General features: G+C 39.6%; 17 protein-coding genes and 1 pseudogene. 16 read left to right on the top strand and 2 right to left on the bottom strand.

What is annotated here, in order from left to right:
- Window positions 1-20 precede the first annotated feature (20 nt).
- Window positions 21-1,004: an aldo/keto reductase gene (locus RCG17_RS08165; protein ID WP_308174692.1), complete on the top strand. Its 984-nt coding sequence runs from the start codon at window positions 21-23 to the stop codon at window positions 1,002-1,004.
- 52 nt (window positions 1,005-1,056) lie between these two features.
- Here the strand turns inward: RCG17_RS08165 and RCG17_RS08160 are convergent, their stop codons facing one another.
- On the bottom strand, window positions 1,057-2,112 hold the full coding sequence (locus RCG17_RS08160) for a lactonase family protein (RefSeq protein WP_308174691.1): 1,056 nt from the start codon (window positions 2,110-2,112) through the stop codon (window positions 1,057-1,059).
- 167 nt (window positions 2,113-2,279) lie between these two features.
- Here RCG17_RS08160 and RCG17_RS08155 point away from each other — a divergent pair, with 167 nt between their 5' ends.
- Window positions 2,280-4,052, top strand: a complete 1,773-nt coding sequence (locus RCG17_RS08155) for an adenine deaminase C-terminal domain-containing protein (RefSeq protein WP_308174690.1) — start codon at window positions 2,280-2,282, stop codon at window positions 4,050-4,052.
- Window positions 4,053-4,128: 76 nt separating this feature from the next.
- On the opposite strand, the gene RCG17_RS08150 is transcribed toward RCG17_RS08155, so the two are convergent.
- Complete coding sequence (locus RCG17_RS08150; protein ID WP_308174689.1) at window positions 4,129-4,581, bottom strand: PaaI family thioesterase; 453 nt, start codon at window positions 4,579-4,581, stop codon at window positions 4,129-4,131.
- Window positions 4,582-4,929: 348 nt separating this feature from the next.
- Between RCG17_RS08150 and RCG17_RS08145 the strand changes: the two genes are divergently transcribed.
- The 14 genes and pseudogenes from RCG17_RS08145 to RCG17_RS08080 all read left to right on the top strand — a co-directional run bounded on the left by RCG17_RS08145 (window position 4,930) and on the right by RCG17_RS08080 (window position 17,610).
- A complete protein-coding gene (locus tag RCG17_RS08145) occupies window positions 4,930-6,258 on the top strand; it encodes a phenylacetate--CoA ligase family protein (protein ID WP_308174688.1) in 1,329 nt (442 codons plus the stop codon).
- Between the two features lie 212 nt (window positions 6,259-6,470).
- The gene (paaA, locus tag RCG17_RS08140) at window positions 6,471-7,427 is read left to right on the top strand and encodes a 1,2-phenylacetyl-CoA epoxidase subunit PaaA (RefSeq protein ID WP_308174687.1); all 957 of its coding nucleotides are present in this window, start codon (window positions 6,471-6,473) and stop codon (window positions 7,425-7,427) included.
- Between the two features lie 16 nt (window positions 7,428-7,443).
- Window positions 7,444-7,794 (top strand): 1,2-phenylacetyl-CoA epoxidase subunit PaaB, encoded by a 351-nt coding sequence (gene paaB / locus RCG17_RS08135; RefSeq protein ID WP_308174686.1) that lies wholly within the window; start codon window positions 7,444-7,446, stop codon window positions 7,792-7,794.
- Window positions 7,791-8,639 (top strand): 1,2-phenylacetyl-CoA epoxidase subunit PaaC, encoded by an 849-nt coding sequence (gene paaC, locus RCG17_RS08130; RefSeq protein ID WP_308174685.1) that lies wholly within the window; start codon window positions 7,791-7,793, stop codon window positions 8,637-8,639. Before paaB ends, paaC begins: the two co-directional genes overlap by 4 nt.
- Window positions 8,640-8,664: 25 nt before the next feature.
- The gene (gene paaD / locus RCG17_RS08125) at window positions 8,665-9,165 is read left to right on the top strand and encodes a 1,2-phenylacetyl-CoA epoxidase subunit PaaD (RefSeq protein WP_308174684.1); all 501 of its coding nucleotides are present in this window, start codon (window positions 8,665-8,667) and stop codon (window positions 9,163-9,165) included.
- 17 nt (window positions 9,166-9,182) lie between these two features.
- Entirely contained in the window at window positions 9,183-9,485 is a 303-nt protein-coding gene (locus tag RCG17_RS08120; protein WP_308174683.1) for an EthD family reductase, read from the top strand.
- Entirely contained in the window at window positions 9,486-10,262 is a 777-nt protein-coding gene (locus RCG17_RS08115; protein ID WP_308174682.1) for an enoyl-CoA hydratase-related protein, read from the top strand.
- Between the two features lie 5 nt (window positions 10,263-10,267).
- The gene (locus RCG17_RS08110; protein ID WP_308174681.1) at window positions 10,268-11,041 is read left to right on the top strand and encodes an enoyl-CoA hydratase-related protein; all 774 of its coding nucleotides are present in this window, start codon (window positions 10,268-10,270) and stop codon (window positions 11,039-11,041) included.
- Between the two features lie 14 nt (window positions 11,042-11,055).
- Complete coding sequence (locus RCG17_RS08105) at window positions 11,056-12,567, top strand: aldehyde dehydrogenase family protein (RefSeq protein WP_308174680.1); 1,512 nt, start codon at window positions 11,056-11,058, stop codon at window positions 12,565-12,567.
- Between the two features lie 118 nt (window positions 12,568-12,685).
- Complete coding sequence (locus RCG17_RS08100; RefSeq protein WP_308174679.1) at window positions 12,686-13,555, top strand: 3-hydroxyacyl-CoA dehydrogenase; 870 nt, start codon at window positions 12,686-12,688, stop codon at window positions 13,553-13,555.
- A pseudogene (locus RCG17_RS08095) lies at window positions 13,552-14,756 on the top strand (acetyl-CoA C-acyltransferase). Before RCG17_RS08100 ends, RCG17_RS08095 begins: the two are co-directional and overlap by 4 nt.
- A gap of 58 nt (window positions 14,757-14,814) precedes the next feature.
- A complete protein-coding gene (locus tag RCG17_RS08090) occupies window positions 14,815-15,591 on the top strand; it encodes an enoyl-CoA hydratase-related protein (RefSeq protein ID WP_308174678.1) in 777 nt (258 codons plus the stop codon).
- 79 nt (window positions 15,592-15,670) lie between these two features.
- On the top strand, window positions 15,671-16,552 hold the full coding sequence (gene paaX, locus RCG17_RS08085; protein WP_308174677.1) for a phenylacetic acid degradation operon negative regulatory protein PaaX: 882 nt from the start codon (window positions 15,671-15,673) through the stop codon (window positions 16,550-16,552).
- 89 nt (window positions 16,553-16,641) lie between these two features.
- Window positions 16,642-17,610: an NAD(P)H-dependent flavin oxidoreductase gene (locus tag RCG17_RS08080; RefSeq protein WP_308174676.1), complete on the top strand. Its 969-nt coding sequence runs from the start codon at window positions 16,642-16,644 to the stop codon at window positions 17,608-17,610.
- The last annotated feature ends 179 nt before the right edge of the window (window positions 17,611-17,789 follow it).

Below are 17,789 nucleotides of genomic sequence, written 5' to 3'. Positions count from 1 at the left end.
TCTAGAGGAGGATCTTTGGAATGAATTATCGCAATCTTGGAAACACCGATTTAAAGATTAGTGAAGTTAGTTTTGGCACGTGGGGGATTGGCGGCAGCTGGGGAAAAACTGATGATAAGGAATCACTGCGTGCATTGGAACGAGCAATGGAGGCTGGCGTGAATTTTTTTGATACCGCAGATGTGTATGGTGATGGTCACAGCGAGCAGCTGTTAGCAAAAGTGACAAAAGGAAAAGAAGATCAAATCCATATTGCAACAAAATTCTGTCGTGCCGCTGATATTTTTGATCCAGAGACCTATTCTGAAAAAACGGTAAGAGCTTTTTGTGAAAACAGCTTAAAGAGACTGGAAAGGGAAAGAATCGATCTTTATCAAATTCACTGTCCTCCCCTTGAAATTATTAAGGATGGCAGCGTCTTTGAGGTACTGGATAAGCTTCAACAGGAAGGGAAGATCCGCTACTACGGTGTAAGTGTTGAAACAGTTGAAGAAGGATTAATTGCGATGCAAAATCCAAATGTAAGAGCGCTTCAAGTTATTTTTAATATTTTCCGCCAAAAACCGATAAAAGAACTATTTCCTGTTGCAAAAGAAAAAGGAGTTGGGATCTTAGCGCGTGTGCCTTTGGCGAGCGGCTTGTTAACAGGTAAGTTTACTTCAGACACAAAGTTTGAAAAAAGTGACCACCGAAATTTTAATCGAGATGGTCAGGAGTTTAATGTTGGTGAAACGTTTGCCGGTCTAGAGTTTGCTAAAGGGGTCGAGTTGAGTGGGAAATTAAGCTGGATTGCGGATGGCAGAGAAAGCATGACGCGAGCGGCCTTAAAATGGATTCTTGAGCATGAAGCCATTTCATGTGTGATTCCAGGATTTAAAAATGTAAAACAAGTAGAGGATAATCTCGGTGCCCTAGATGTACCTGGATTTATCGCTGAAGAGTTAACAAGACTTCAAGAATTTTATGTAAACGAAGTTCATGCTAATATTCGTGGAGCTTATTAATAAAAGGGTTTCAAACAAAAAAGGGGCGTGCAGTTAAAGTGCACGTCCCCTTTTATACTTGCAGGAATTTAACACAAACAGGGTCTGGAACTTTTACATCAGACTGCAGGAGGGTAAGTTTTCCTGTTTCGGTATTTCGTGAATATAACACAAGATTACTGGAGTTTTGATTAGAAGCTACCAGGAATTTTTCGCTTGGATCTAAACTGAAATCCCTCGGCCAATCTCCTTCTGTTGAAACACGCTCGATTAATTCCAGCTTTCCAGTATCATTATCAACCCCAAATATTGCAATACTATTATGACCTCGGTTGGCTGCATAAACAAAACGGCCGTCAGAAGAAATATGAATCGCACTGCCTTGATTATTTTCTTTAAAATTCTCAGGTATTGTTGAAATGGTTTGGATTTCCTCAAAACTGCCACTTTCTGCATGATACCTCAAAGCAATAACCTCGGAACTAAACTCGGTCATAATATAGGCGAATCGCTCGTTTGGATGGAAGGTAAGATGTCTTGGACCACTACCAGGCTTTACTGTTAAACATGTTACTTCTTTCAATTTTCCACTTTCATCTACTTGATAGGTAATAAGCAGGTCTGATCCTAATTCGCAAACCGCAAGATACTTTTCGTCCGGTGTCAATTCGGCAAAATGGGTATGTGCTTTTTCTTGTCGGGGATCAGGTCCTGAACCTTCATGCTTAATAATAGATATGGGTTTAGTCAATGTTCCGTTGTTTACAAGATAGGATACCACTTCCCCTTTATGGTAATTGGCACTAAAAGCAATCTTTGTTTGATTGTCCACACTTACATGGCAAGGAGAGGAACCCTCTAATAATTGTGTGTTGAGCGGTGTAAGTTCCCCTGTCTGGCTATTAACAGCAAATGTTGCAATACCACCTGAAGCTCCTTCCTTTACAACTGAAAAAAGGAAACGGCTATCATTGCTGATATTAAGATATGTAGGATTGTCTAATTCTGCTGCTGACCTAATCGAGGTTATTTGCTTTTCTTGTGTGTCTAATGTAAAAGCGTAAATTCCTTTACTTTCCCCTTTAGTGTATGTTCCCACAAACCCGATGAATCTAGTATTTGTTGTCATGATCTATGCTCCTTGGGAAAAATTTGTTCAGTTTAGTTTATCATAATTTAGTTTTTTTACTATTAATTCGGTAGTAAGTTATAATGCGAAATATTCAAAAAATTAATTGACTCGTAAAAGAAAACCCATATAAGCTTGTAATAGAATTAATGATGGGAGGAATTGGATTGAAATTGAAAGCAAAAAGAAGCGACCTAATCGAAGTTGCCAAAGGAAATCGGCCTGCAGATTTATTTATAAAGAATGGTACCGTAATAAATGTTTATTCCGGAGAATTTTTAAAGCAGAATGTTGCGGTCTATAAAGACTGTATTGCCTATGTGGGTGGGAGTGACCGAGCGATTGGTGAACATACAACCGTCATTGATGCAACAGGAAAGTATCTATCCCCCGGGTTTATTGAAGCCCATTCACATCCCTGGATTGTCTACAATCCTGTAAGTATGACCTCCAAGATATTACCCCTTGGTACTACTACAACAGTGAATGATAATTTATTTTTTCATCTTCATATGGGAGCAAACGGCTTTAAAAGGCTGGTTAAGGACTTAGAACAGTTGCCAGGCAACTTTTTTTGGCTGGCCCGCCTAGTTTCTCAAGCAGAGTATCAGGGGGAAAATGAATTATTTAATGACAACGAGGTAAAGGAACTGCTTGCTCTTGATGCTGTTTTAGGCTCAGCGGAAATAACTCGTTGGCCATTATTATACAATGGGGACCCATATTTACTTGAAATAATCGATTATATCAAGAAATTGGGTAAGGTTGTAGATGGTCATACAGCCGGCTGTTCCTATGATAAGTTAAATGCTGTTGTTGCCTCGGGCGTCAGTGCCTGCCATGAAGCGATTACTCTTAAAGAAGCTTTTGACCGGCTAAGATTAGGAATGTGGACAACCCTTCGCAATAGCTCACTAAGACCAGATTTGCAGGAGCTTATTCCATTAATCACGGAAGGTAATGTAAGCACTAGCAGAATCATTATGACAACGGATGGTCCTAATCCAGCTTTTATCGAAAAAGAAGGTTTTGTTGATGGCTTGGTTAGACAAGCAGTTGAGCTTGGAGTACCCGTGATGAATGCCATCCAGATGGTAACGATTAATGCAGCTACCTACTTAAAGCAGGATGATTATATTGGCGGTCTTGCTCCGGGCAGAAAGGCAGATATTCTTTTGCTGCCTGACCTTGTTTCTTTTCGGCCGGAGATGGTGATTGCCAATGGAGAAATAATAGCAGAAGATGGAAAATTAACGATTAATATGCCTGAAATTGATTGGAATCAATATGTTAACCGTGAACCCTTTGGGTTTTCCAAATCCGTTTTGGAAAATGCAGATTTATATCGCTATCCTCATCAGGGTGGAAATGTTCCTGCTATTTATTTTAAAAGCAATGTCATTACAGAGAGGAAAGATATATTTTTAACTTCAGTCAATGGTTACGCAGATCTTAGCGGAGATAACGGTCTTTTGCAAGCAGCGTTGTTTGACCGAAATGGTAAATGGATAACAAGAGGGATCTTAGAGCGATTTGCGGTTAATCTTGATGGAATGGCTTCTACATACAACACAACATCTGAATTACTTGTTATTGGTAAAAATCCTGAAGCAATGGCCAAAGCGGCAGCGAGGGTTCATGACTTAGGCGGAGGGATTGTCATCGTAGATGGCAGCGAAATTATCCTCGAAATTCCTTTACAGTTAGCTGGTATGATGACAACAGACCCTTCGTTTTCAACAGCAGTGATGTATTATGATCAGTTGTTGTCTATCGTACAAGAGCGAGGTTTTCCATTCCATGATATTCTATATACATTATTGTTCTTAACCTGCGACTTTCTGCCAGGGCTTCGCTTAGTTCCCAAGGGTTTATATGATGTAAAGCAGAATGAAATTCTGTATCGAAATGAATCGCTAACCCTAAACTCTGTAAAATAGTGCTTTTTAAAAACAATTTTCCAAAAACGGCCCACTTGTCTTTAAAACATGTGGGCTGTGTTCTCCAATCCTTTTCTTAACTTTCCTCTGATCCCACAAAATGCTGATTCATACGATACACCATTGCTTCCATTGTTGCGATTAATTCCTCAGAGCTATATACGTGGATGCTAAACCATGCGAGGCGATTGGTCTTCTTTATTTCTTTAGCCGTTGCTGTCAGGGTTTGACCAACTTTTCCGGCCGACATAAAATTTACATTATTATTGACACCAACTGCAGTTCTGCCGTAAGAGTTGCTGGCAGCAGCAAAAACATAGTCAGCTAATGAAAAAATAATTCCTCCATGAACAGTTCCATGGGCGTTAACCATATTTTCATTTGGAACCATTTCTGCAATGGCACTCCCAGGACCAAGTTCGATTAATTTGATCCCCAGCATACGGGCATAGGGTTCATTTTCCATCGTTTGAAAAATTTTATCATAATACATTTCATGTGTAGTTTGGTCACTTACCTTTACTGACATAAGATCCTCCTAAATTTGATTATCATCAATATTTTTTATAGTACGTTAGAAAAACGCTGAATAATTTTTTTGATATATTTCATGATTAAAAAATTATCACATCTTGAAATTGGTGTAAATAAAAATTTAGAAAATTTATTTTATTTAGAATTGTTTATCGTTGAAATTAGCAGTGTTTTCAGCTAATATAATCATGTTATTGTTAAAATTTTCTGACAAAACTATTGACACAGTGCAAATATGATATTATTCTAATTCATATTACAGCAATGAATAAGTCGTGATATAAACGTTATGCAAAACAGGTGTTATGTAAGAGATTAAAAATTATTGAGGAGGATCTTATTGATGTACAATCCGGAAATTGAAACTGCAAGTCGAAGTGAAATGGAAGCGCTGCAATTAAATCGCCTGCAACAGACTGTTAAACGAGTGTATGAAAATGTCCCATTTTATAAGGATAAGTTTGATGAACTAGGCATTACACCAGAGGATATTAAGTCGTTAGAGGATATTACAAAGCTTCCTTTTACAAAGAAGAAAGATTTACGGGATCAATATCCATATGGTTTATTTGCTGTGCCTTTGGAGGAAGTCAATCGAATTCACGGTTCATCTGGAACCAGCGGTAAACCTACTGTTGTTGGTTATACCAAAAATGATTTAAAAAATTGGGCATCAATTGTTGCAAGGGCAATTGTAACAGCGGGTGGTAGGAAGTCTGATGTTTTTCATAATGCGTATGGTTATGGATTATTTACTGGTGGATTAGGTCTCCACCATGGTGCTGAAGAACTTGGTGCTGCATGTGTGCCAATCTCAGGTGGTAATACTGAGAGACAAATAACAGTAATTGAAGACTTTAAACCAAGAGGAATTTGCGGAACGCCTTCTTATATTCTAAATATCGTTGAGAAAATGGAAGAACTCGGATTGGACCCGAGAGAAACAAGCGTTGAATACGGAATTTTTGGTGCAGAACCATGGTCAGAAGAAATGAGGGCAACACTTGAGAAGAAGCTTAATATTAAAGCGGTCGATATTTACGGCTTAAGTGAAGTAATGGGACCAGGGGTTGCGATTGAATGTCACGAAGCACAAGATGGTCTGCACATCGCAGACGATCATTTCTTTGTGGAAGTTCTTGATCCGAAAACATTAGAACCTGTTGAAGATGGACAAGTTGGTGAGCTTGTTTTCACAAGCTTAACAAAGGAAGCGTTTCCAGTCATTCGCTATCGTACAGGAGATATTGCTTCGATTACAAAAGATAAATGTACTTGCGGCAGAACAACGACACGCATGTCCCGATTACTTGGCCGAACAGACGATATGATTATTGTCCGCGGTGTAAATGTGTTCCCTTCTGAAATTGAACGTGTACTATTGCAAATTGAAGGACTTATTCCTAATTATCAAATTCATTTGGTTAAGCATGGAAGTCTTGACAGTGTTGAATTACACGTTGAAGTTGAAAATAGCTTATATCAAGAAATTGGTGAGGACTTAAAACACGAAAAGGTTGCAAAGCTAAAGAGAAATATCCAGCACCAAATGAAATCAGCTTGCTTAGTAACGATGGATGTTATCTTTAATAAACCAAAGAGTTTGCCACGTTCCGAAGGAAAAGCGATTCGGATCGTAGATAAAAGGAAGAACGAAGCAGCTACTGTTTAAGTATAACGTAAAATCACCTTTATAACAGATAATGGTTATTAAATGCTGTTACTACGCTTGCCTAATGTATATTTAAAGTTAGGTGAGCGTAGTGTATTACATAAGATGAAATTTTAAAATTAAAAATTTACAGAAAATTGTTGCATTAAATATAACAATAAAATATAATAACGTTATAAACACGTTATATAAATTGGAGAGGTGGTAAATTAATGAGCATTCTTGAAAGAGAGTTAACCGAGCAACAACATTTAGAAGAATTTATTGCAAAGATTGAAGCGGGAGATAAAATTGAACCCGATGACTGGATGCCGGAAGAATATCGCTTGACCCTTATCAAATTAATTTCCATGCATGGAATCAGTGAGATCATGGGTGCACTGCCAGAAAAAGAATGGGTTCCTAAAGCTCCATCCCTTTATCGTAAATTAGGCATTATGGCTAAAGTACAGGATGAAATGGGCCATGGACAATTACTTCTAAGGGTTGCAGAAGATTTATTGAAACCATATGGAAAAAATCGCGGCGACCTAATGATTGATTTATTTAATGGAGATTTAAAGTTTCATAATGTATTCCATATGGAAACAAGATCATGGGCAGATGCAGGAATTATTGGCTGGCTCGTTGATGGAGCAGCCATCATTACCCAAACAAATATGCTAAGCGCTTCATATGGTCCATACAGCCGAGCATTACAAAGAATTTGTGCAGAAGAAGTTTTCCATGCTCAACATGGTGAAGCGATCATCATGGCGCTTGCTGAAGGTACAGCAGAACAAAAAGCAATGGTTCAGGATGCATTAAACAGATGGTGGGAATCACTTCTTACATTCTTTGGCCCTGCCAAGAGCTCTACCACTGGTACAAGTAAACAAGATGTAACCATCAAATATAAAATTCGTTCCAGTTCAAATGAAGAACTTAGACAAGCCTACCTCACAAAATATATTCCACGCATACTTTCCCTAGGCTTAACAATTCCTGACCCAACCCTTCATTTTGACGAGGAGCAGCAGCTTTGGGTTTATCAGGAACCTGATTGGAGTAAATTGAAACTGATTATGAAGAACCAAGGACCTCGTTCTCAAGCAAGATTGAATTTACGGAAAACATCGTACGACTATAATGCATGGGTGCGCAATGCATTAAGCGCAGTCAAGGGTTAATGAAGGGGGAAGAAAAATGAGTCAAGAGAAAACTTTTTATCAGGAATTTGAAGTATTCAGCAGACGTACACCAAGCTCACCATTCCAACATCAATTTAGTTTGTTAGCGCCGAATGCTGACATGGCACTGATCATGGCACAAGAGAACTTTATGCGCCGTGAACCAGTTGCAGATATATGGATTGTAAATCGTGAACATATTAGAGGATTAAGTACAGAAGAAAAAGCCATTTTGAAACGGTTAGATAATAAGGATTACCGCACGACTAAAGGATATGGTTACCTTAAGAAAAAATGGCGTCATTATGAGCAAATCATGTTTGACGAAAAAGAAATCCTATCATGGGCGGGAGGCGTTAAGAAATGAGTGAAACAAACATCGCATTAACGAAGGAATTTAAAGAAGCAGCAATCAATCTATTATTTCAATTAGCAGACGATGACTTTCTTTTCTCATACAGGGGATCTGAATGGTTAGGACTTGCACCACATATTGAAGAAGATATCGCGTATTCTTCCATCACACAGGATAGCATGGGGCATGCAACCATGTATTATCAGCTTTTAGAAAAACTTGGATTAGGAAATGCCGACCATTTAGCTCATTTACGTCCAGCAGTAGAAAGAAAGAATAGTATTTTAGTTGAGAGACCAAATGGGGAAGGCTACTACATGGATGTAGTGAAACAAAATAACGATGGTACTCATATGGAAGTTCCACATTATGACTGGGCCTTCACAGTAGTTCGTAACTACTTCTATACATCAGCAAAGAAAGTAAAGATCGATTCTTTAAAAAATAGTTCCTATCAGCCATTAGCAGAAGCGGTAGTCAAAGTGAACACCGAACTATACTATCATTTATTACACTGGAAAACATGGTTTGTTCAGCTATTAAACTCTACGGATGAAGCCAAACAAAGAATGCAAGCAGCTATTGAAAAAGTTACAAATGACTTTGCTGATGTTTTTTCACTAGGTAAAGAAGCTGACAAAATAACAGAGCTAGGCTTGATTGAAAGTGAAAGCGTTCTTATCGGCCGTTGGAAGGAACAATTAGAATCGGTATTCCAATCCCTTCAATTGGCCGCACCTGAAGTTCCAAGCTCACAGCCATTAAATGGCCGTAATGGTGAACATACAGAAGATTTGCAAACTGCGATCGATATCTTATCTGAAGTACTTCGCTTAGATACAGCAGTTGCATGGTAAAGCCAGAAGGAAAAGAGGTATGAATATGAATACAACTGTAAAATCGTTGGAAACCCAAGTATTGGACATTTTGAAAAATGTGAAAGATCCAGAAATCGATACAGTGAGTATTATTGACCTCGGTATGGTAGAGAAAGTCACTTCACAAGATGCAGTTGTTGATATCAAAATATTACCAACTTTTATTGGATGTCCGGCACTTAACATTATAAAAAACAATATTGAAAAAGCAGTGCTGACAATCGATGGAGTAGAAAAGGTAAATGTTGAATTTATCTACACGCCTCCATGGACATCAGATCGTGTCTCAGAAGAAGGCAGAGAGGGATTACGGGCATTTGGTATTGCCCCTCCGCCCCGTTTTCTGGAAAGTGACGGCTCCTGGCATGTTGATTGCCCATATTGCAGCTCAACCTATGTAACGCTGGAAAACATTTTTGGACCTACTGCCTGCAGAAGTATCCTATACTGCAAAACTTGTAAAAATCCATTTGAAGCAATGAAACCAATTTCAACATTAATGTAGATAAAGGAGTTTTGAACATGGCAAAATTAGTAGCTCTATATAAACAACCTGAAGATAAAACAGCATTTGATGAGCATTATTACAATGTTCATGTGCCGATTACCGAGAAAATCCCAGGGTTGCGTGAGATGAAAGTAACAAAATTCACTGGTTCACCAATGGGTGGAGAACCTCCATATTATTTAATGTGTGAAATGCGTTATGACAGTTATGAGGATTTGCAAAATGGACTACGTTCCGAAGAAGGAAAAGCTTCCGGGAAAGACTTAATGAAATTTGCCGGGAAATTAGTCACCTTGGTCATCGGAGAAGATGATTAAATGAAAACGTATGAATATATTGAAGCTTCAAATCAAAACGGGATTGGTCTGATTGAATTAAACAGACCATCCCAATATAATGCACTAAATCGAAAAATGGTTAGAGAAATTCTTCATGCAGCCCAAGACTTCGATCAAAACGTAGAAGTACTTGCTATTGTCATAACAGGTAAAGGCCGAGCATTCTCTGCTGGTGCAGACATTGATGAAATGGCTGAAGACAACTCTATTCGATTAGAACTTTTGAATCAATTCGCTGATTGGGATCAATTAGCCCTTATCAAAAAACCGCTAATTGGGGCTGTTAAAGGTTTTGTTTTCGGCGGCGGTTTTGAACTAGCCTTATGCTGTGATTTGCTAATTGCTGCGGAAGGTACGGAATTTTCGTTTCCGGAGGTAAACCTGGGTGTCATGCCAGGAGCTGGCGGTACTCAGCGTTTAACAAAAATTGTTGGCAGAACAAAAGCCCTTGAATGGCTATGGACCGGCGGCAGAATTACAACCGCCGATGCACTCCAGCATGGACTCATAAACAGAGTGGTCATGCCGGAGCTATTAATGGAAGAAACATTGAAAACAGCAAGAATAATTACTCAGCAGGCACCACTTTCGATTCGATTAATAAAAGATTCAGTTAATAAAGCAGTAGATTACTCATTATATGAAGGAATGCAATTCGAACGAAAAAATTTCTATTTGTTGTTTAGTTCCGAGGATCAAAAAGAAGGAATGAACGCATTTATCGAAAAACGGAAGCCGAAATTTAAAGGGAGATAAAAGGTATGTACGAAACAATTCAATATTCAACCGAAAACGGCGTGGCTTTGATCACGTTAAATCGCCCTAATACTTTGAATGCCTTCGTGGCACAAATGAATAGAGAAATTATTCAAGCACTAAAAGCTGCATCTTCTAAAGAGGAGGTCCGCTGCATCGTAATTACCGGTGCCGGCCGCGGTTTTTGCTCCGGACAGGACCTATCCGAAGTGGATGAAAACATGGATCATGGACAAGTCATACGAGACAATTATGCTCCAATGATTAGGCAAATGCATCTTTGTGAAAAACCAATTATTGCTGCTGTAAATGGAATCGCAGCAGGGGCTGGTTTCAGTCTCGCACTCGCTTGTGATTTCCGCCTCTTGGCAGACCGTGCTAGCTTTTTAAATGCTTTTATTAATATAGGTTTAATTCCTGATTCAGGAAATAGTTATTATCTTACTAGATTAGTAGGGGAAGCAAAAGCATTAGAAATTTCTATATTAGGTGAAAAAATACCAGCTGACCAAGCACTTTCGCTTGGATTAGCTACAAGGGTTTTTTCAGCTGACAACTTTGAAGCAGAAGTGAAGCAATTTGCCGAACGGATTGCCCTCATGCCGACAAAAGCAATTGGGTTAATAAAGCGCACCATTCGTGCTGCCGGAGAATTATCTCTGTCAGATTACTTAGAGCAAGAAGCACAGGGCCAGCGAATTGCTGGTTTAACAAAGGATGCCAGAGAAGGTGTCCAGGCATTTATAGAAAAAAGGAAACCAATATATATCGGAAAATAATAGGAGGAAAAAAGATGTCAACACAACAAATCGTAGAATCAACAAGCCTTAAAAGAGATTATTATCATTTAATCATCAATGGTGAAAAAGTAGAGAGCTCAAATGGTGCAACCATTAAAACATATAATCCTGCCACTGGCGAATTAGTAGCAGAAGTAGCGAAAGCGACAAAAGAAGATGCCGAAAGAGCCGTTTTGGCTGCCCGTGAGGCATTTGATCATGGTAAATGGCGTAAATACCCAATTAACCGCCGTTCCCAAGTATTGAATAATATTGCTTCCATCATGCGTTCCCGCTTTAAGGAACTAGTTGAGTTGGAAATTTTAGATACAGGTAAATCTTTGGATACGGCTAAAGGACAAGTTTCCCAAGCAATTGAGGACTTTGAATTTTATGCAGGTGCCATTGTTGGACACCGCGGTACAGTGAACAACATGCCAGGCCAGTTCCACAACTACACAGAAAAGGAACCAGTGGGCGTTTGTGCTCAAATCATTCCTTGGAACTATCCAATTATGATGGCAGCCTGGAAGATTGCTCCGGCTATTGCCGTTGGCTGTTCTGTAATAGTGAAACCGGCAAGCCTTACTCCGCTTACAGCTATTATTCTTGGCGAAATTTGTTTAGAAGCTGGGGTTCCAGCTGGTGTAGTAAACATTGTTCCAGGATCTGGCGCCGAAGTAGGCGACTATCTTGTTCAACATCCTAAAGTAAATAAAGTAGCTTTCACAGGTTCTACGCCAATCGGAAAAGATATCATGGGCAAAGCATCTGAAACATTGAAGCGTGTTACGCTTGAGCTTGGCGGCAAGTCACCAAACCTTGTATTTGAAGATGCCGATCTTGATGCTTCTGTTGATGGTTCCCTTTATGGCATTTTCTACAACTCTGGTCAATCTTGTGAAGCACGTTCTCGCTTATATGTTCATGAAGATATTTATGATGAGTTCATCCAAAAATTTGTTGAAAAAACGAAGAAGCTAGTCCTTGGTAATCCATTTGATAAAGGTACACATGTTGGCGCAATTATCGACCAAGGCCAAGTAGATGTGATTGATGGCTATGTGAAATCAGCAATTGCTGATGGAGCTGAGATTTTAGCAGGCGGAAAGCCGGCAGCGGTTAAAGGCTTTGAAGGCGGTTACTGGTACGAGCCAACTGTCATTGCAAACGTTAACCATGAAATGAAAGTAGTACAAGAAGAAATTTTTGGTCCAGTTGTGGTTGTAATGAAATTTAAAGATGAAAAAGAAGCGATTAAACTGGCAAATGATACAGAGTTTGGTCTTGGTTCAGCGATCTGGACAAAAGACGGTGCGCGTGCCACTCGTGTAGCCAATGAAATTCAAGCAGGAATTGTGATGGTAAACTGTCCATTCTCTGCTATGCCTGGAACACCATTTGGTGGTTATAAACAGTCAGGTTTTGGCCGTGAATTATGTATTGAAACACTAGATTTATATACAGAAACAAAAAGTATTGTTTCCTACTACGGCAGCCGTCCATTAAACCCGATGGGGCTTTAATCATCGACTTGTACGAATGAGAATCAAATCTCATTCGTACTCTTTTTACTTTTGGCTGTGTTAAGGGAAATCAACAGCCAAATTTAACACAGCCTACTTTTTAAAGGAGAGATCGTAAATGAAAAATATCGTTGTAGTTGGTTCCGGTGTAATGGGACGCGGGATTGCCTATGTAGGGGCATTTGGCGGATTTTCCGTTACATTGGTTGATGTAAATGAAACCGCACTAAAAAGTGCTGAAGCAGAATTAAATGCTATTTTTACAAAAGGACTTGAACGGGGAAAAATCACCGTCCAGCAAGAACAACAGGCTAAAGCAAATCTAAACTATTCAAGTAATCTACCTCAGGCTGCTTCTACCGCAGACCTAATTATCGAAGCCGTTCCTGAAAAGGCTGAAATTAAGAAACAAGTATTTGAAACAATTGAAGAGTTTGCCCCTGCAGACTGCCTATTTGCAACAAACACATCCACGATGAGTCCGACAGAAATTGCTTCCTATGGAAAGCGTCCTGAAAAAACAATTGCGATGCACTTCTTTAATCCGGTACATAAAATGCCGCTGGTTGAAATTGTGCGTGGACTTGAAACAAGCGATGAAACAGCTGCTGCGGTTAGAAAAGCAGCGGAGCAAATGGGCAAAGAAACTGTGGTGATCAATGAGTTCCCTGGATTTGTAACCAGCAGAATTAGCGTTTTGGTTGGAAATGAAGCTTTTTACATGCTCCAAGAAGGACTTGGAACACCAGAGGAAATCGATAAAGCAATCAAACTAGGCTTAAATTATCCAATGGGGCCGCTTGAGCTTGCAGACCTTGTCGGCTTGGATGCCCGTTTAAATAATACAAGATATTTACATGAAAAATTAGGTGAAAAATACCGCCCAGCTCCATTGCTTGAAAAGTACGTTGCTGCAGGAAGATTAGGACGTAAAACAGGTAAAGGTGTTTATGACTATACAAAGAAAGAAGAGTTGGTGAAAAAATGAATGAAGTAGTAATCGTAGATGCCGTCAGAACACCGATTGGAAGGTATAAAGGTGCGTTAAAAAGTGTTCGTCCGGATGACCTCGGTGCGGTCGTTATTAAAGCACTAATAGAAAGGAACCCAAAGCTGCCGCCTGATCAAATTGAAGATGTTATCTTTGGTAACGCAAACCAGGCTGGTGAAGACAATCGAAACGTGGCCAGAATGTCTGGTCTTCTTGCCGGACTGCCAATCACTGTCGGCGGCACAACGATTAACCGTCTATGCGGGTCAGGTCTTGATGCGATAATTATGGCTGCAAGATCGATTGCGGTTGGCGAAGGGGATATTTATATCGCAGGCGGAACAGAGAGCATGACTAGAGCTCCATTTGTTATGGCCAAGCCGGAAACTGATTTTCCAAGAGGATCAATGGAACTTCAGGATACAACCATTGGCTGGCGCTTTACGAACAAAGTACTAGAAGAAATGTACGGCGCTGAAACAATGCCGAAAACAGCTGAAAATGTTGCGCAGCGTTGTTCGGTTTCTCGTGAAGAACAAGATCAATTTGCGCTCCAAAGTCAGCAAAAAGCAAAAAAGGCAATCGAAAATGAACGTTTTGCCAATGAAATTGTGCCCGTTATCTATAAAGATCGTAAAGGAAATGAAATTGTTGTTAACCAGGATGAGCATCCACGTCCGGAAACAACATTAGAAACATTGGCAAAATTAAGACCAATTTTTGCAGGCGGTACCGTTACTGCCGGAAATGCATCAGGTGTAAATGATGGAGCCTCTGCCGTTCTATTAATGAGTTCCCAAAAAGCAAAGGAACTAGGGTTAAAGCCATTAGCTAAATATGTTGTTGGAGCCGTTGCCGGGTTGGAACCGACAGTCATGGGGCTTGGTCCAATCTATGCAAGCCAAAAAGCATTAAAAAGAGCAAATTTAACAGTTGAAGATCTTGGACTCGTAGAACTGAACGAAGCCTTTGCTTCTCAGTCCATAGAATGTATGCGCCAATTAAAGCTTGACTCGGAAAAGGTTAACGTAAATGGTGGAGCGATCGCATTCGGACACCCACTGGGTGCTAGCGGAGCAAGGATTTTAACAACGCTTGTCCATGAAATGAAAAAAGAAATGTACAATATGGTCTTGCAACAATGTGTATAGGTGTCGGTCAAGGGATTGCCGCCATCATTGAAAATATTGAGGATTAACTTGTAAGCCCTTATTCTATATAAGGGCTATTCTTTCAAAATGGAAGGTGATATATATATGTCAAACGTAATCTTTAACGTCGAAAATCATATTGGGTATGTAACCGTGAATCGTCCTGAAAAATTAAACTGTTTTAATTATGAAACCTTATCTGAGCTGCAAGAAATCGTGAATACTATATCCTATAACCAGGATGTGCATGTCGTGATTTTTACAGGTGCAGGTGAGAAGGCGTTTAGTGCCGGTGCCGACTTAAAGGAAAGAAAAACATTATCAGTAACAGAAGTAAGAAGGAATGTAAAAGCGATTCGTGATGTCTTTAATAGTATTGCAATGCTTCCACAGCCTACAATTGCTGCCGTAAATGGCTATGCGCTTGGCGGCGGCTTTGAGTGGCTACTATCTTGTGATTTTGCGATTGCTGCCCAAGGAGTCACAATGGGATTAACAGAAACAAGCTGGGCAATCATTCCTGGAGCAGGCGGAACACAAAGACTGCCGAGATTAATTGGTGAAACAAAAGCAAAAGAGTTGATTTTTACGGCTAAAAAGATAGCAGCAGAGGAAGCACTTGATTTAGGGATTGTCCTTAAGGTGGTTCCGAGTGGCGAGTTAATAGCTGCCTGCCAACAATTTGCGGCTGAAATGATGAAAAATGGCCCGATTGCCATTAAACAAGCAAAATACGCAATCACGAGAGGAATCAATACTGATTTGCAAACAGGGCTCGAAATAGAAGCAAAAGCCTATGAGATTACCATTCCTACCGAGGATAGAATCGAAGCTTTACAGGCATTTAGTGAACGAAGAAAACCTAATTTTTTAGGCAAATAGTTTTGGACTTTGGAAATGAAATAGTTAATAATAGTAATAATAAACAACGTTTAAATATTGTTATACAGGTGGTGGATTGATGGGGGAAAATACACGTTCGATGATTTTTACAATTTACGGTGATCATATACATCACTATGGAAATAAAATTTGGATTGGCAGTCTGATCCGTTTATTAAAAGAGTTTGGCCATAATGAGCAAGCAGTCAGGGTGGCAGTCTCACGTATGCTCAAGCAAGGCTGGATTCAATCGGAAAAGCAAGGAAATAAAAGCTATTATTTTCTTACAGACCAGGGTATAAACCGAATTGAAGAAGCGGCTAATCGGATCTTCAAACTTAAGCCAAATGAATGGGATGGGAAATGGCGGATATTGATGTATACCATTCCAGAAGAAAAACGACAGATTCGCGATGATCTCCGCCAAGAATTATTGTGGAGCGGTTTTGGCAGTTTTTCTAATGGCTGCTGGATATCCCCCAATAATTTGGAAAAAGAGGTAAAACTCCTGATTGAAAAATATGATATCCGTGATTATGTCGATTTTTTTGTATCAGATTACATTGGCCCGAAAGACCATCATGCACTTGTTGAAAAAAGCTGGCATTTAGATCAAGTTGTCGAAAGGTATGAAGAATTTATTGAAATGTACAGCAAACAATACATTGCCCATCAAAGCATCATTAATCAAGGTGAAATGTCCGACGCAGAATGCTTTGTGGAGCGGACAAAGCTTGTGCATGAATATCGGAAATTCTTATTTATTAATCCCGGTCTTCCAAAAGAGCTTTTACCAGCAAAGTGGAATGGCACGATTGCTGCTACTTTATTTAATCAGTATTATCAAATCCTTGCGGAGCCAGCAAGCCGTTTCTTTGAAAGTATTTTTAAAGAGAATAATGATTTATGGAAAAAAGACGAGTCGTATGATGCCAAACAGCATCCATATATTACCCAATAATCAAAGCAGCTTTCGTCGAATCTGAGGGCGTTGGCTGTTTTTTTAAGTGAAATATCAGAATAATATAATTATTAAAAGAGGTGAATGAAATGAACAATATTTGTAAACTCCTTTCCATTAAATATCCGATTATACAAGGAGGAATGGGGAATATAAGCAATGCAAAGCTAACCGCAGCCGTTTCTGAGGCAGGCGGACTAGGAACCATTGGTGCCGGAACGATGAAGCCCGCTGAAGTGGAAAAAATCATCCTTGAAACCAAGGTAAAAACTAGGAAACCTTTTGCAGTTAACATTCCGATTACGGTAACTCCTTATACAAAAGAATTAGTTGACCTTGTCATAGAACACAAGGTACCAGTTGTATCTTTATCTGCAGGTAATCCTGCTCCATACATTCCTCAATTTCATGCTAATCATATCAAGGTGTTGGCAATTGTGGCCTCAGTAAAACATGCCAAAAAAGCAGAAGCAGCCGGTGCAGATCTATTGGCTGCTGAAGGTTTTGAGGCAGCAGGAATCAATTCTAGTTTAGAATTAACGACATTTACTCTTATTCCGCAAATTAGTAAGCATGTATCGATTCCAGTACTCGCTGCAGGAGGAATTGCTGACGGAAGAGGTTTGGCGGCTGCTTTGATGCTGGGGGCAGCAGGGGTACAGCTGGGGACCCGTTTTATTGCAACAAAGGAAGCACCGTTCCACGCCAATTACAAACAAAGATTGGTCAAAGCTGAAGATAATGAAACAGTCATTTTAGGACGGTCACATGGTCTCGTACGAAGAGTATTAAAATCTCCTTATGCAGCGGATATCATCCAAAAGGAACTGCATGGCCTATCTTTTGAGAACTACAGTGAAATGACATCAGAGACCTATCATATTAAGGGTGCAATTGAAGGCAATCAGGAAAATGGCTTTATGAACAGCGGCCAAATTGCGGGGCTTATCGAAGATATCCCATCTGTAAAGGAATTACTCGACGGGATGATGGAAGAAGCACGTTCAGTCATGGAAGAGCGTTTAAACGTGCTACAATCACAATTATCATACAAATAACAAAAAAGTGGATCATAATTGATCCACTCAGGCTGTCGACAAAACTCGGCGGCCTTTCATATTTTTTTTTATAACTTTATTGATATACCGCGTTAATATAGAATAATAGTATTGCGTATAGGTTGTTAAACAGGTCTGTTGATTGGCGCTCCAGGCACTTCGCTTTCCGCAGGCGTGCC

The organism is Neobacillus sp. PS3-12 (assembly GCF_030915385.1).
In the GTDB taxonomy this organism is placed as follows: Bacteria; Bacillota; Bacilli; order Bacillales; family Cytobacillaceae; genus JAEVLT01.
The sequence above is the reverse complement of the archived record's forward strand: the minus strand, read 5'-3'. Positions and strand labels throughout refer to the sequence as shown.